Annotated in this window: 10 protein-coding genes; all 10 read left to right on the top strand. The window is 55.1% G+C overall.

Annotated elements, in window-relative coordinates; translation table 11 throughout:
• The first annotated feature begins 14 nt into the window (after positions 1-14).
• Positions 15-2,777, top strand: coding sequence for a ComEC/Rec2 family competence protein (locus tag PBOR_RS26760; protein WP_081972415.1), 2,763 nt, complete (start codon positions 15-17; stop codon positions 2,775-2,777).
• A gap of 173 nt (positions 2,778-2,950) precedes the next feature.
• Positions 2,951-4,108 carry an iron-containing alcohol dehydrogenase gene (locus PBOR_RS26755; protein ID WP_042216914.1) on the top strand — a complete coding sequence of 386 codons (1,158 nt, stop codon included), beginning with the start codon at positions 2,951-2,953 and terminating at the stop codon, positions 4,106-4,108.
• Between the two features lie 74 nt (positions 4,109-4,182).
• Positions 4,183-5,934 (top strand): sigma-54-dependent transcriptional regulator, encoded by a 1,752-nt coding sequence (locus tag PBOR_RS26750; protein ID WP_042216913.1) that lies wholly within the window; start codon positions 4,183-4,185, stop codon positions 5,932-5,934.
• Between the two features lie 71 nt (positions 5,935-6,005).
• Entirely contained in the window at positions 6,006-7,370 is a 1,365-nt protein-coding gene (locus tag PBOR_RS26745) for a four-carbon acid sugar kinase family protein (RefSeq protein ID WP_042216912.1), read from the top strand.
• Positions 7,367-8,368 (top strand): 4-hydroxythreonine-4-phosphate dehydrogenase PdxA, encoded by a 1,002-nt coding sequence (gene pdxA, locus PBOR_RS26740; protein ID WP_042216910.1) that lies wholly within the window; start codon positions 7,367-7,369, stop codon positions 8,366-8,368. The genes PBOR_RS26745 and pdxA overlap by 4 nt, the downstream gene beginning before the upstream one ends.
• A gap of 37 nt (positions 8,369-8,405) precedes the next feature.
• Positions 8,406-9,296: a 4-hydroxy-tetrahydrodipicolinate synthase gene (dapA, locus tag PBOR_RS26735; protein WP_081972196.1), complete on the top strand. Its 891-nt coding sequence runs from the start codon at positions 8,406-8,408 to the stop codon at positions 9,294-9,296.
• Between the two features lie 184 nt (positions 9,297-9,480).
• Positions 9,481-11,052, top strand: a complete 1,572-nt coding sequence (locus tag PBOR_RS26730) for a type 2 periplasmic-binding domain-containing protein (RefSeq protein WP_042216909.1) — start codon at positions 9,481-9,483, stop codon at positions 11,050-11,052.
• Positions 11,053-11,142: 90 nt separating this feature from the next.
• A complete protein-coding gene (locus PBOR_RS26725; protein WP_218918864.1) occupies positions 11,143-12,102 on the top strand; it encodes an ABC transporter permease in 960 nt (319 codons plus the stop codon).
• Positions 12,103-12,114: 12 nt separating this feature from the next.
• Entirely contained in the window at positions 12,115-12,990 is an 876-nt protein-coding gene (locus PBOR_RS26720) for a carbohydrate ABC transporter permease (RefSeq protein WP_052429645.1), read from the top strand.
• A gap of 95 nt (positions 12,991-13,085) precedes the next feature.
• Entirely contained in the window at positions 13,086-14,198 is a 1,113-nt protein-coding gene (locus tag PBOR_RS26715) for a sialidase family protein (protein WP_042219971.1), read from the top strand.
• The last annotated feature ends 61 nt before the right edge of the window (positions 14,199-14,259 follow it).

The raw sequence follows: 14,259 nt of genomic DNA, 5'->3' as shown, positions 1-14,259 counted from the left end.
AAGGAGAGATGAGTATGAACAGAAGGCCGCTCTTAAGCTTCACGATATGCTGGATTGCAGGAAGTGCGGCAGGCTGTATGTTCTCCGGCCGCAGCTTGCTGTTCTACCTCGCAGGGTGGCTGCTGCTGCCTGCAATCTGGGCTGTCAGCGGAGGTATCCGCTGGAGAACGGCTGCTGTGTTCGGACTGGCATTTGCTGCGGCGGCGTTGTACTGGGAATGGAGTGAGGCGCGTAATGTAAGTCAGCTGCCGGAGCTGCTCAGACAACCGGCAAGCGGACTTCACGAGGCGTATATAACAGCCGATGGCGTTATTGTGTCCCCGGTGCAGCGGGACGGGGACAGGGTTGATTTTACGTTGAAGCTGTCACGGATCGGACTGGATCAGCAAGGCGGGCAGACGGCCGAAACAGAGGCGGATGTAGAAACGGAAGCCAAAGCAGATACAAAAGAAAAATCAGCGGCTGTGGTAATGTCGGGGGCAGGAGCAGGAGCAGAAGCGGAAGTCAAAGGGGAACTTATCGCCGTACAGATCAAGCTCCAGGAGGAGAGTGAAATTGCTGTAGCTGCCCTATGGGAACGGGGAGACCGGGTGGCTTTGGGGGGAGAACTGGTGCTTCCGCAGGCAGCGCGTAACTTCGGCGGATTCGACTACCAGGCCTATCTGCTCACGAAAAAGATACACTGGCTGCTGAAAGGGGCGGGAACTGCCAGTGTAACGGTTAAACCTCAGGCATCGTGGGAGCTCTCCCGTATCCTGCGCTGGAATGATAAGGCACGCAGTACGCTCGGCGCAGAGATGGAGCGCCTATTCCGGGAGCCTCATGCCGGATATATGAAGGGCCTGGTCATCGGCATCCAGGAGGACCTGGATCCGGAGACCTTCAAGCAGTTCTCACAGCTGGGGCTGACTCATATTCTGGCGATCTCGGGAATGCATGTTGCGGTTTATGTCGGGGTGATCCTGTTTCTTCTGCGCCGCTGCCGCTTTACCAGAGAAACCGCACTGGCGGTTACCTTGCTGCTCGTTCCGGTCTATGTGCTGCTGTCCGGTGCCGGACCGTCAGTGGTCCGCGCCGGGCTAATGAGCATGATTGCTCTGCTTGCCGCAAGGCTCGGCGTGCTCAAGGACGGAATGAATATTCTCGCCGCAGCGGCGCTGATGATGCTGGTATGGAACCCGTATCTGCTGCTCAGTGTCAGCTTTCAGCTGTCTTTTCTGGTGACAGCAGGGCTCATGGTGTATACACCGCTGGCCGCGCCATTGTTCAGACGCTGGCCTAACTGGCTGGGCAGTGCCCTCTCGGTAACCTTCATTGCACAATTGGTCTCCTTCCCGCTGACGATTTATTACTTTAACCAGTTTTCGCTGCTGTCCTTTGCTGCCAATCTGCTGCTGGTTCCCTTCATTACATTCCTGGTGCTGCCGCTAGGTACGCTTGCGCTGCTGCTCGGACGGTTCTGGAATGCGGCCGCGCACTTAACTGTGCAGCTTGCAGAGCTGTTGAATAACGCAACGTTCGCGGCGGTAGAGTGGGTGAACGGCTTCACGGCTGGTGTACTGATCTGGGCTTCACCGTCCTTGCTCTGGATTTGCCTCTACTACGGTCTGTTATACGGTTTGCTATATGCCTTGAAGCGGCGGACAGAGTTTATGCCCGTTCCCCGGTTCATGGACGATGAGACCCGGCCGCTGGCCGAGCTGGAGCGGACGGGCAACAGCCGCGGTAAGGCCGGCAATAGCCCGGAGAATCCGGCGGCAGCTGCGGCTGGCAGAAGAACAGCATTAGGCTTCCAGGCATTCCCCCAGCCTGGTGCAACACGATGGAACGGCCTTGCAGCTATGCTGTGCGCCGCAGGCATAGCCCTTCTGCTCTATAAAGGCTACTACGCGGAAGACCTGAACGGTGAGGGAGCCATCAGCTACCTGGATGTGGGGCAGGGGGACAGCATCCTGATTACCACGCCGGGAGGTGCTCATATTCTGGTCGACGGCGGCGGGACGGTGAGCTTCGGGAACAGGGAGGCCTGGCGTATCCGCCGCAGCCCGTTCGAGGTCGGCGCGAAGACGCTGCTGCCGCTATTGAAGCAGCGGGGCATCCACCGGCTGGATGCGGTAATCCTGACGCATGGCGATCAGGATCATGCCGGCGGGCTGCAGGCGGTGCTGGAGGGCATGCCGGTGTCAGCGCTGCTGTTCAACGGGACGCTGGCGGATACAGCGCCGTACACCAAGCTGATGACTACGGCGCTTGCCGCAGATGTCCGGCTGTATCCGGTGCAGCAGGGCATGGTGCTGGCCGCGGATGAGGCCACGCAGCTGCATTTCCTCTGGCCGGAGCCGAATGCGGACGGGCAGCCCCTTCCGGATGAAGTGGAGGATCAGAACCACGAATCAGTAGTGTTCCGGCTGGAGATGAACGGCCGCAGCTTTCTTTTCACAGGAGACATGGATCAGGCGGCGGAGGAAGCGATACTGCAATCCGCACAGCAGGCCGGAATGCAGGCAGGCAAGCCCATCGACATCCTCAAGGTCGCCCACCACGGCAGCAAAACCGCCACCAGTGCGGACTGGCTCTCCTTCTGGAATCCCGGGGCCGCTGTAATCTCAGCCGGTGTGAATAACCTCTATGGGCATCCGAATGGTGATGTGCTGGAGCGCCTGCATAATAGCGGTACAGCGGTATACCGGACAGATCAGCAGGGGGAGACTCAGCTAAGGGTTCTGGCAGAGGAGATTAAGGTACGGTATAAGCTGAATCAGAGGCCAGCGGAATAGAGCGAATGAAGCGGTGAAAATCCAATAGAATGCGTTTTAACTAAAATAATGTTGCATAAAGCAACGCTATTTTATTATTGATTAACTATAGTTGATTAAGTGTTGTAATATAGCAACGTTATGCTATACTAAATTCGAAATCGCTGTATAAGACGTTCAGAGGAGAAGATAAGATGGAACAGTATTTTTTTCAGACGGCCCGCAGCATTATCGCGGGCAGCGGCTCCCTGGAGCGGCTTGTAGAGCATCTGCAGAGGCTGGGAACTTTGAAATCGGTGCTGCTTGTATCCCAGCCTTTTCTTCAAAGCAGCGGCACGCTGGACCAGGTTACAAGTCTCTTGAAGAGCGGCGGGATCGCCGCACACTGGAATACCGATGTTCAGCCTGAACCGACCATTGCCCAATTGGAAGCGCTCTACAGCGCAATAGCCGAAGTTCCCTGCGATGCCATTATCGGCATCGGCGGAGGCAGTGTGCTGGATGTGGTCAAGCTGCTGTCTGTCATGAAGACCAACAGCCTCTCTGTCCGGGATATGCTGGGGACGGATCTGATTCCGAATCCGGGCATCCCGACGGTCCTGATCCCTACCACCTCAGGCACAGGCTCGGAAGTGACGCCGAACGCCATTGTGACTTTGCCGGAGGAAGAGCTGAAGATCGGCGTTGTCAGCCGCCACCTGCTGCCTGCGCTGGTCATTCTGGACCCGCTGCTGACGCTTGGCCTGCCCCGTGATATTACAGCCTCGACGGGGATGGATGCCTATACCCATGCGCTGGAATCGTTTATTTCCAACAAGGCCAACCGGTTCAGCGACATGTTCGCGCTGGAATCCATCCGCAGCATATCTGCAAGCATCCTGCAGGCCTATCACCATGGAGATGATACAAAGGCGCGGGAGGATATGCTGATCGGTTCCATGTACGGCGGAATGGCCTTGACCTGCGCCGGAACGGCGGCTGTGCATGCCTTAGCTTATCCGATCGGCGGGAAATTTCATGTACCGCACGGTGTTGCCAATTCCATGCTTTTGCCGCATGTGATGGAATTTAATTTCGATGTCATCGTGGAACGGCTGGCTCTCGTTGCCGGAGCGATGGGACTTCAGAGCGGAGCGGGAAAACAGCGGGATGCGGAGCAAGTGATTGAGCGGATCCGGCTGTGGACGCAGGAGATGAGCATTCCCCAGGACCTGGCGCTCTTCGGGGCTGCGCGCGGGGATATTCCCGGGCTGTCGCTTGCGGCTTCTCAGGTTACCCGGCTGATGGGCAACAATCCGAAGGCGATGACGCTGGAGGATATCGGGGCGGTCTACGGCAAGCTGTTTCACTAGGGAACGGTTTGATGCTGCCTTAAGAGCAGCGGCTGGGTTATAATGGAATTAAAAAAACAAGGATGAATAGCTGCATGAAAATTAAAGCCATCGTTATTGCTCCTTACCCGGGGTTATCTGAATTAACGCTAAGCTTGCAGAATGAGCTGCAGGAGTTTGAAATTGTAGTAGAGCATGGGGATTTGTCGAGGGTGCTGCCGCTGATCGGCCGCATTCACACGGAAGGCTACGATGTCATTATCAGCAGAGGCGGAACGGCGAAGCTGCTGCAGAAGCATTCCTATCTGCCGGTTGTGGAAATTCCCATTTCCGGATTCGATATCTTGCGGATTCTTACACTGGCCAAGGGATATAACGCTAAATGTGAAATGATCGGATTTCCCAATATCATTGAAGGATTTATGTCCGTTTCCAGCTTGATGGAGGTTGATATTTCATACACGGTTATTCATCAGGAGCAGGAGGCCGGCGCTGCCCTGGCAGATGCCAAGGCAAGAGGCATTCAGGTGGTCATTGGCGACAGCATCACAGTCAAAATGGCGGCAGAGAGCGGACTGCAGGGCGTGTTAATTACCTCCGGCAAAGAGTCTTTAATGGAAGCGTTCTCGCGGGCCGGGCAGCTCTATAAATCGTCCGAGAAGCTGAAGAGCAAGAATGAAATGTACGAGGCGATGCTGGGCAAGCTGCAGGGCGGATATGCTGCAGTGGACCAAGGCGGCAGACTGGAGTTCTCCAATCCTTCGTTCAAGCATCTGCTGAAGCTCCCTCAAACGGCAGATACGCTGTATACCATGTATCCGGGTCTGAGGGAGATGCTCAGGGATGCCGCCAGGGGGGCAGACTTCGACGGGGTGACCGCCGTATATGAGCCTGAGCAGGGTTTGTATGTGCAGGCGCAAGTGCTGCCCGGCGCAGATGAACGCCAGCTGTATATGCTGGTCGCATCGGAGGAAAAGCCGGAACACAGCGGTCTGGCGGCGAGTTACCTTCTGGCGGAAGCCCCTTACTTCTCCCACCAGGAAGAAGGCGGGCAGAAGACGGATTCTCTGGCTTATCCCGCAGCTGTATACGGCGAAAAAGGCAGCGGGCGCAAGCGTTACGTTATCAACGCCAGCCTCTCTGAATCCAGAGACGGCATTCTTTACCTCAATATCCGCAAATCGTCGGAAGAGGTGCTGAAGGCTGTCATGGAGCTGATGCTGTACGGCGGCGGGCGTATCACCGCCATAGAAGGGACGGAAATTCTCTCCCCCAAGCAGCAGAGAGAGCTCGCTGAGTTCATTATCAAGCGCAAGATGAAGACGGTATTTCTGTTTGATAAAGACCCGGAGGTGCTCGCTGCGGAGGAACGCCTGGCCGGCAAGCTGCTGCGCAGCTTTCAGAACCGGAGTACCCCGCTTCCGGCCCTTCGGGATACAGCCTGGCTGGAACGCAGCATCCGTGCCTGCCTCATCTGGACGAACGAGCGCCAGGGCAAGCAGATCGCCGGTATCCGGGGTGACGTGATGGATGTCCTTCTCGCACAGCCGTGGCAAGGTAATTTTACCGAACTGCGCACGGTGATGGAACTCTTTGTATCGTCGGCGGAGGGGGCATTTATCGAACGGGAAGCGCTTGGAATGCTGGAGGAAGGAAGCCGGAAGGCACGCAGAGGGCTGGCACCGGTGCCCGGCAGGGAAGGATTGAACCTGTATCAGCCGCTGGAGAACATCGAACAGGACATCATCCGGACCGTTCTGGAGCAGGAGAATATGAACCAGTCGCTGGCCGCCAAGCGGCTTGGCATCAACCGTTCGACGCTGTGGCGTAAATTGAAAGAAAACTGACAGGGCAGCTGCTCCCTGGAGCAGCGTTCCTGCTACTTGTGTAATTGCTGCTTGATGGAGGGGGTTAGAAAATGAACATCGCCGTCATCGCGGATGACTTGACCGGGGCGAACGATACGGGGGTGCAAATGGCCCGCCAGGGCTTGGCCACTTCTGTGCTGCTGGAGCTGAAGACGGGCGGCGGCAAACAGGAGGCCGTTGTATTTGATACCGACAGCCGCTCTCTTCCGCCCCTGGAGGCTTATCAGAAGGTCAGGGATGTATGCCTGTTTCTGGGGCGCGGCGGAGATGCTTCCTCTCCGGTTATCTACAAAAAGTTTGATTCCACGCTGCGGGGGAATATCGGCAGTGAGCTGGATGCGGTCTATGAGACGCTGCAGCCTGATTTTATAATTATCGCTCCTTCCTTTCCCGGGGTCGGGCGCACAATGACAGACGGAATTATGTATGTGAACGGAATGCCGCTGCACGAGACGGAGATGGCTCTTGATCCTAAGCACCCGGCGACGGAATCAGCCTTCTCTGCGATTCTTGAGCGGCAGAGCCGTTATCCGGCAGCCCTTGTTTCGCTGGACGGGCTGAGAGGAGAGCGGGCTGCGCTTGATAAGCGGATTGCCGGATACCGCCACTCAGGCATTCCCTATCTTGTGTTCGATGCGGAGCAGGAAGAGGATCTGGCCTTGATCGTTTCGTTATTCCCCCAAGGACCGGAACATCCGAAAGTGGTATGGGCCGGATCGGCGGGCCTGGCAGGTGCCCTGACGACGCAAATTCTTCTCAGCCTCAGGGAAGCTTCGGAGCAGGCGGGAGTTATACCGGAGAAGTCAGGCCAAACACCGGCTACGGCCTGCAATAATGTCTTGTATAACGATCCGAATAGTGTGCTTATTGTTGTCGGCAGTGTCAACCCGTTGTCCCGCCGCCAGCTGACCGAACTGGTGAAACAGGAGACTGTCTCCGCTATCGCCGTTGAATCGGATAAGCTGCTCTTCCCGGGCTCATGCGGCAAGGAATTGAGCCGGGTCCGTGAGCTTGCAACCGGTATTCTCTCACAGGAACTGAAGCATGTGGCGCTCTATACGCCTGGCGATCCGGACGAGGTCGAACGGGTCCGTGAGCTTGGCCGCGCCGGCGGCCTGAGCGCTACGGAAGTGGGCGAGCGCATCAGCGCGGCGCTTGGCCGCGTGGCCGCCGATATTATCGCCGAATGCGGAATCCGCCATATGGTGCTCACCGGAGGCGATACCGCGAAGCAGGTCTGCCACCATTTAAGCGATGTGGAGATCAAGCTCATTGATGAGGTGGAGAACGGAGTCCCGCTAGGGAGGACGCCGGGCGAATCCGGCAGATATATCATTACGAAAGCGGGGGCTTTCGGAAGCGATCAGGTACTGGTCCGCTCCGTGAAGGCTCTGCAGAAAGGTGGGACATTATGAAGCCAATTATTGCCATTACGATGGGGGATGCAGCCGGAATCGGGCCTGAAATTATTGTCAAAGCGTTATCGCACCCTGAAGTTTATGAGATGTGCCGGCCGGTCGTCATCGGCGATGCCGGAACGCTAGAGCGGGCAGCCGCCGTCTCCGGCCGGGATGAAATGGTTATCCGCCCGGTAGCCGGAGCCTCGGAGGCGTTATTCCGGCAAGGCACCATTGATTGCATCAGCCTGGATCTCCTTCCGGACGCTGTAGCTTTCGGCCAATTGTCTGCAGCGGCAGGCAATGCGGCGTTTCATTATATTGCCAAGGCTGTTGAACTGGCTAAGGCCGGTGAAGTCCAGGCGATTTGTACCGCTCCGCTGAATAAGGAGGCGCTCCACAAGGGAGGGCATCTCTATCCCGGCCATACCGAAATTCTGGCTAAGCTGACGGAGACGGAGGATTTCTCAATGATGCTGTCCACCGACCGCCTCAAGGTCATTCACCTGACGACCCATGTCGGGCTGATCAAGGCCGTGGAGATGATTACGCCGGAGCGGACGTACAATGTGCTGAAACTGGCGGATCAGGTGCTGCGGACAGCGGGCAATGAGCATCCGCGCATTGCCTTATGCGGAATCAATCCGCATGCCGGGGAGAACGGCTTGTTCGGGAACGGGGAGGAAGAAGAGAAGCTGCTTCCGGCCGTGGAGAAGGCGCGTGCGGAAGGGATGGATGTATTTGGTCCGGCTCCGGCGGACACACTTTTTTATAGAGCGATGCGGGGAGACTTTGATATCGTCGTCGCCTGCTACCACGACCAGGGGCATACGCCGATCAAGGTGCTGGGTATCGAAGCTGGCGTTAATATCACTATTGGCTTGAAGGGCGGCATCATCCGTACTTCCGTTGATCACGGCACGGCTTTTGATATCGCGGGAACGGGTGTTGCCGATGAGAGAAGCATGCTGGCGGCGCTTCACTCCGCTGTGGAGCTGGCCCCGCAAGGCATATAAATTATATTCTGAATTCAATAGGAAAGGACGGGAGAGCATGCTGGAAGTGAAGGGGATTATACCTGCTATGGTCACTCCGCTGAATCAGCGGGAGGAGCTTGATGAGAAGGCGCTGCGGAAGATGGTCAACCGTTATATTGATGCCGGGGTACACGGCCTGTTCTGTCTGGGAACCAACGGCGAATTCTTTAATCTTTCTTTTGAAGAAAAGCTGGCGGTAGCGCAAATCGTCATCGATGAGGTACGGGGCCGCGTGCCTGTGTATGCCGGGGCAGGCTGCTCCGGAACGGGCGAGACCCGCCGCCTTGCGCAAAAACTGGAGCAGGCGGGGGCGGATGCGCTTTCTGTGATTACGCCTTATTTCCTGACCTACACGCAGGCGGAACTGCAATACCATTTTGAAGCTGTAGCAGGCGAGACCTCGCTGCCCATCGTACTGTACACGATTCCGGCCCGTACAAGCAATACCCTTAGCATTCAGACTGTATCCAGGCTTGCAGAATTGCCGAATATCGTAGGCATCAAAGACAGCAGCGGCAGCTTCGATAACATCCTGCAATTGATCGACCGCACACCGGAATCCTTCTCCGTGCTTGCCGGAACGGATTCGCTTATCTTATCCACGCTCATGGCTGGAGGCGCGGGGGCTATCGCTGCAACGGCCAATATTTTCCCCGGGACGGTGGTGGCGATTTACGAGCATTGGCTCCGCGGCGAATATGAGCAGGCCGAGCAGGCGCAGCGCGTCCTCCGTGAGTTGCGTGCCGCCTTCGCACTGGGCACCCTGCCTTCAGTGCTGAAGGCTGTGCTGGATGAAATCGGCTTGCCGGCAGGTCCGGCCCGGCGGCCTGTGGCTCCGCTCACCCCTCAGGCGCTGGAGGAAGTACGCAAGATGGTGGCCGGTTATGCGGATAGAGGCTTACTGTAAATTTTTTTAACTATACTATTGCAAATTGCAACTCATTTTTAAAATGAGTAGCACAAAATAGATTTTGTGCGCAATATTCCATGAGTTATAGCTATTTTTGCATTAATATTCTACTTGGGTCGTGAGATACTAGTCATACAGACACTCCTAGTTTTTCAGATTACACTATGAGGGGGAACTAATAATGAGAAAAAAGAAAGCGTTTTATTTGGTCTTTGCCGCTCTGCTTGCGTCCGGGTCCGTACTGGCCGGCTGCTCACAAAATGCCAAACCGGACACCTCTGACAACGGAAGCGGGAGCGGTGAAGGAAGCAGCAGCTTTTCTTATTTAATGCATGATAAATTTATTAACTGGCTGCAGGAGGACAAGTGGTACCCATACGTGGAAAAGGCAACCGGCACGACCGTCGAATTTGTTCCCGGCGGCTCCAACGACGATGAGTATTACGCTTCCGTTGACCAGAAAATTATCAGCCGCACCTTCCCTGATTCAGGCATCGTGTCCGTCTCGCAGGCTACCGTATACGGGGCCCAAGGCGCGTTTGTCGATCTGTCTCCCTATATTGATGAATTCGCACCCAATATCAAGAGCTATATTGAGAAGAACCCCAATTACAAAACGCTGATCAGCAATAAAGACGGACAAATTTATGGACTGGTTGCCGAGGCTCCGCTTTTTGCAGACTTCATCTTCTACCGCGCCGATCATTTTGAGAAGGCTGGCATTACCAAGGCTCCGCAGACGATTGATGAGCTGACCGATGCGATGCGTAAATTGAAAGCGTATTATGGCAAGGATGATAAGAATTACTATCCGATGGTCGGCCGTGAAGGCTATATCCGCTTCCAGAGCGCATTCAATGCCGCTGCGAGCTATGATGACGGCATATCCAAAGGTGTGTACGCCAATGGTAAAACCGGCACGGACCTGTATTCCGACGGATACAAGAAGATGGTAGAGTGGTACAAAACGCTCTATAGTGAAGGCCTGATCGATCCGGAATGGGTAGCAGGCTCCGGCACGGAGGAAAGCTGGGAATCCAAAATGCTGACCGGACAAGGCTCCATCAGCTATGACTATCTGACCCGTCCATCGTGGTTCATGGATAACGGCGGGCCGGACAACGATCCGGACTATAACATTGCCATCCTGCCTTATCTGAAAGATCTGAACGGCAATCCTTCCGTGCAGACCACAGAAACCCAGTACAACACCTTGAGAGCAATGGTTATTAATGCAGACAGTAAGGACAAAGCGGAGACGATTATCAAATTCCTGGATTACCTGTATTCCGAAGAAGGCCAAACGCTTGTTTCATGGGGCGTTGAAGGGGAAAGCTATAAAGATGAGGGCGGAAAGAAGCAGTACACCGTGGACTTCTCGGAGCAGGAGGCCACGCCTGCCGGGGAACCGCGCTGGTCTTTCCTCAATGACCGTCTTACCTTTGTGAAGCCGATCGACAACGATGCATTCTACTCCTGGAACACCGAGCTTGTACGCAATGCTGCACTTGAGCTGTTCACGGATGAAAATTTGAAAACCGGCGTACAGGTAACGTACACGGCTGAGCAGGCCAAGCAGCTGGCTGATCTGTCCGCTAAGGTCAATGAGGCGGTTACCGCCGGAGTCACCGAATTCGTCAATGGCAAACGCCCGATGAGCGAATGGGATGCCTTCCTCGGCGAAATGGAAACAGCAGGCTATAAGAAGATTGTAGCCCTTCAGCAAGAAGCATACGACGCCATGTACAAATAAACAGCAGCACCGGCCGCGCTGTCCGCTTGAAGGGACGGCGCGGCTCCTTAATACAGGATTTAACTACAGATCAAATGGGTGGTGGACAAAGTGATAACAAGTGAAGGAATGACGCCTCTTCCCCGTAAAACGGTGATGCGCCGGTTTCTTGCCTATATGAATACGAACAAGCTGCTGCTGCTCATGCTGTTGCCCGGTTTGATCAGCCTGGTATTGTTCAAGCTGGCTCCTCTGGGCGGCATGGTTATCGCTTTTCAGGATTTCAGCGCCTTCCGCGGGGTTCTGGGCAGTCCCTTTGTCGGTCTGGAGCATTTTCAGCGTATCTTTGAGGACCCGTATATCTGGACCCTTGTCAAAAACACGCTTATTCTCGCCTTCTATTCCCTCTTATTCACGTTCCCCATTCCGATTCTGTTCGCCCTCCTGCTGAACGAGGTAAGGGTACGCTGGATCAAAGGGAGCGTGCAATCACTGAGCTTTTTGCCTTATTTCATTTCTTCGGCTGTTATGGTCAGCATTCTGTACACGCTGCTCTCGCCTTCGACCGGCCTTGTTAATGATATTCTGGCCCGCTTTGGCCTGGATACCATCTATTTCATGGCTGAACCGGGATGGTTCCGCAGCAACTATGTGCTGCTTCAGGTATGGCAGACCTTCGGCTATTCGGCCATCGTGTATATTGCTGCAATGGCGGCTATTGATCCATCCATTTATGAATCGGCTTCACTGGACGGCGCCAGCCGCTTTCAGCAGATGCTGCACATCACGCTGCCCTCGCTTAAGCCGACGATTGCCATCATGCTGATTATCAGCGTCGGCAACATTTTCACGGTCGATCTGGACCGGATTCTGCTTATGTACAATCAAAGCGTCTATGAGACGGCTGACGTCATTCAGACTTATGTCTACCGCCTGGCTTTCGCCAGCACGGGATTCCCGGAATACAGCTACGGCACAGCAGTCAATCTGCTGAAATCCCTCGTCGCCTACGTTCTGGTTATCGGCACCAACAAGTTGTCCACTAAATATTCCGATACGCGGCTATTCTGAGAAAGGAGAAGGATGATGAGAACAAAGATCAGCCTGTTCGACATCTGCAACAATATTTTTCTGCTATTGATCGCTCTTATCTGCACGTATCCTTTCCTGTATATATTCTTTCTGTCTATCAGCGATGGAAGAAGCATCGCCTCAGGGGACGTCGTGTTCTTCCCGAAGAACCCCAACTTTGAAGCCTATCAATATATATTGACGAATTCGAGCCTCGGCATTTTCCGCGGTCTGCTGAATTCGGGCATCTATACGGCAGTCGGCACCGTTGTTGCGCTTCTGCTGACATATATGACGGCCTATGTATTGTCCCGCAAGCAGATTAAAGGGCGTTTTCTGATCATGAGCCTGTTCGTGTTCACCTGGGTATTTGAAGCGGGAATTATTCCGGCCTATATCGTCCTGAACAAGCTTGGCTTCGTGGACAACTGGCTGGTTATGATCATTCCCAATGCAATCAATGTGCAGTTTCTGATTATTACCAAGACCTTCCTGGACGGTCTGCCGACTGAGCTTGAGGAAGCAGCCAAAATCGATGGCGCCAACGATTTCCAGGTCATGAGCCGCGTCTTTCTCCCTATATCCAAACCGATTCTGGCCACAATCGGCGTATTCTACGCCGTGTTTATCTGGAACCAGTATCTGATGCCGCTCATTTACCTGCAGAATCCCAACCTGCAGACGATTCAGGTCATGCTGAAACGGCTGGTCATCAGCTCAGGGGATTCCAATACGGCCTTCCGCACGATTATCCAGGACGGCATAATGCTGAACCCGGGCAACCTGAAGGCTGCAGCTATCTTCGTAGCGATGGTGCCGATCGTGCTGATCTATCCGTTCGTACAGAAGTACTTCAAGAAAGGGATTCTGATCGGTTCCGTGAAGTAAGCCTGTCTTGCCTGCATGGAGCCGTCCGGTTAACCCCCGCAATCCGCTAATCCACAATCTGCTAACCAAAGGAGCACATGATGTTAAATAATCCAATGATTGAATTGAACGACCTTACGGAAGACGGAAAGCTGTATTTCAACCGCCGGCTCGGACTGGTGGAATCTTTGTTGCCCTGCGGTTTCGAAACCAGCCATGCCTGCGACCTGCAGGAGCTGCCTAATGGCGATTTGCTCTGCGTCTGGTTTGCCGGCTCGGATGAAGGCAACTCGGATGTCAGCATCGTGATGTCCCGCCTGAATGCCGGTGCAGACGCCTGGACGCCTGCGGTGAGAATCTCCGATGACAACGGCTTCAGTGAGCAGAACCCGTCCTTGTTCCTTCATCCGAACGGCGAGCTGTGGGTGATGTACACGGCCCAGCGGGCCCGGACGGCCGACGAACCGCCGGAGTTCAACCTGCAGTATACCTCCAAGATTTACCGCAAGGTTTCCAGGGACAACGGATTGACCTGGGGGGAGGCGGAGGTCATGTTTGCGCGTGAAGGCTCGTTCTGCCGCCAGAAAATCCAGATTCTCTCCAGCGGAAGATGGATCTTCGAGAACTGGATCTGCTTCAATGACGATACCCGCAACGGCAGCGATATTACAGTCATGAACATCTCCGACGATGAGGGCGCCACCTGGCGCAGCGTCGAGGTTCCCGGCAGCCGCGGCCGTGTGCACTGCAACGTGCTTGAGATGGCGCCCGGGAAGCTGGTCGGGCTGTTCCGCAGCCGTGCGGCGGACAATATTTATTATGCGAAATCAGACGACAACGGCGAGACCTGGACGGAACCGGCACGCACTGAGCTGCCGAACAACAACTCCAGCATTTCCGCCATCAAGCTTGCCAGCGGCAAGCTCGCCATAATCTACAATGATCTGCGCTTCAATGACAAGCCGGATATTACCGTCTGGCCGTTTGAACGCTGTCCTGTCACTGTAGCCCTTTCAGAGGACGAGGGCAGAACCTGGCCGTACCGCCGCCATGTGGAGACCGGTGAAGGCTTCAGCGGGCACAAGAACTTAATCCGCAACCGCCGCTACGAATATCCGTGCATCATGCAGGCTGCGGACGGAAGTCTGCATGCAGCCTATTCCTTCGGCAACCGCCGTACGATGAAATTCATCTCCTTCACGGAGCAGTGGGTTACCGGGGCCGAATAACCGGACTGCTGCCGGGCTGAGCCCCTTTATGGGGCTTTTTGGGTTCGGTTGACAACGAAAA

The sequence above is a fragment of the Paenibacillus borealis genome, from assembly GCF_000758665.1.
GTDB lineage: Bacteria > Bacillota > Bacilli > Paenibacillales > Paenibacillaceae > Paenibacillus_AQ > Paenibacillus_AQ borealis.
Note: the sequence above shows the minus strand (reverse complement) of the source record. Positions and strands in the feature narration are given on the sequence as shown.

Bases quoted from the DNA above. Each gene is read 5' to 3' on its own strand.
- PBOR_RS26745 (WP_042216912.1), top strand. From the start codon at position 6,006: ATGAACATCGCCGTCATCGCGGATGACTTGACCGGGGCGAACGATACG.
- PBOR_RS26755 (WP_042216914.1), top strand. From the start codon at position 2,951: ATGGAACAGTATTTTTTTCAGACGGCCCGCAGCATTATCGCGGGCAGC.
- PBOR_RS26730 (WP_042216909.1), top strand. From the start codon at position 9,481: ATGAGAAAAAAGAAAGCGTTTTATTTGGTCTTTGCCGCTCTGCTTGCG.
- PBOR_RS26715 (WP_042219971.1), top strand. From the start codon at position 13,086: ATGATTGAATTGAACGACCTTACGGAAGACGGAAAGCTGTATTTCAAC.
- pdxA (WP_042216910.1), top strand. From the start codon at position 7,367: ATGAAGCCAATTATTGCCATTACGATGGGGGATGCAGCCGGAATCGGG.
- PBOR_RS26750 (WP_042216913.1), top strand. From the start codon at position 4,183: ATGAAAATTAAAGCCATCGTTATTGCTCCTTACCCGGGGTTATCTGAA.
- dapA (WP_081972196.1), top strand. From the start codon at position 8,406: ATGCTGGAAGTGAAGGGGATTATACCTGCTATGGTCACTCCGCTGAAT.
- PBOR_RS26760 (WP_081972415.1), top strand. From the start codon at position 15: ATGAACAGAAGGCCGCTCTTAAGCTTCACGATATGCTGGATTGCAGGA.
- PBOR_RS26720 (WP_052429645.1), top strand. From the start codon at position 12,115: ATGATGAGAACAAAGATCAGCCTGTTCGACATCTGCAACAATATTTTT.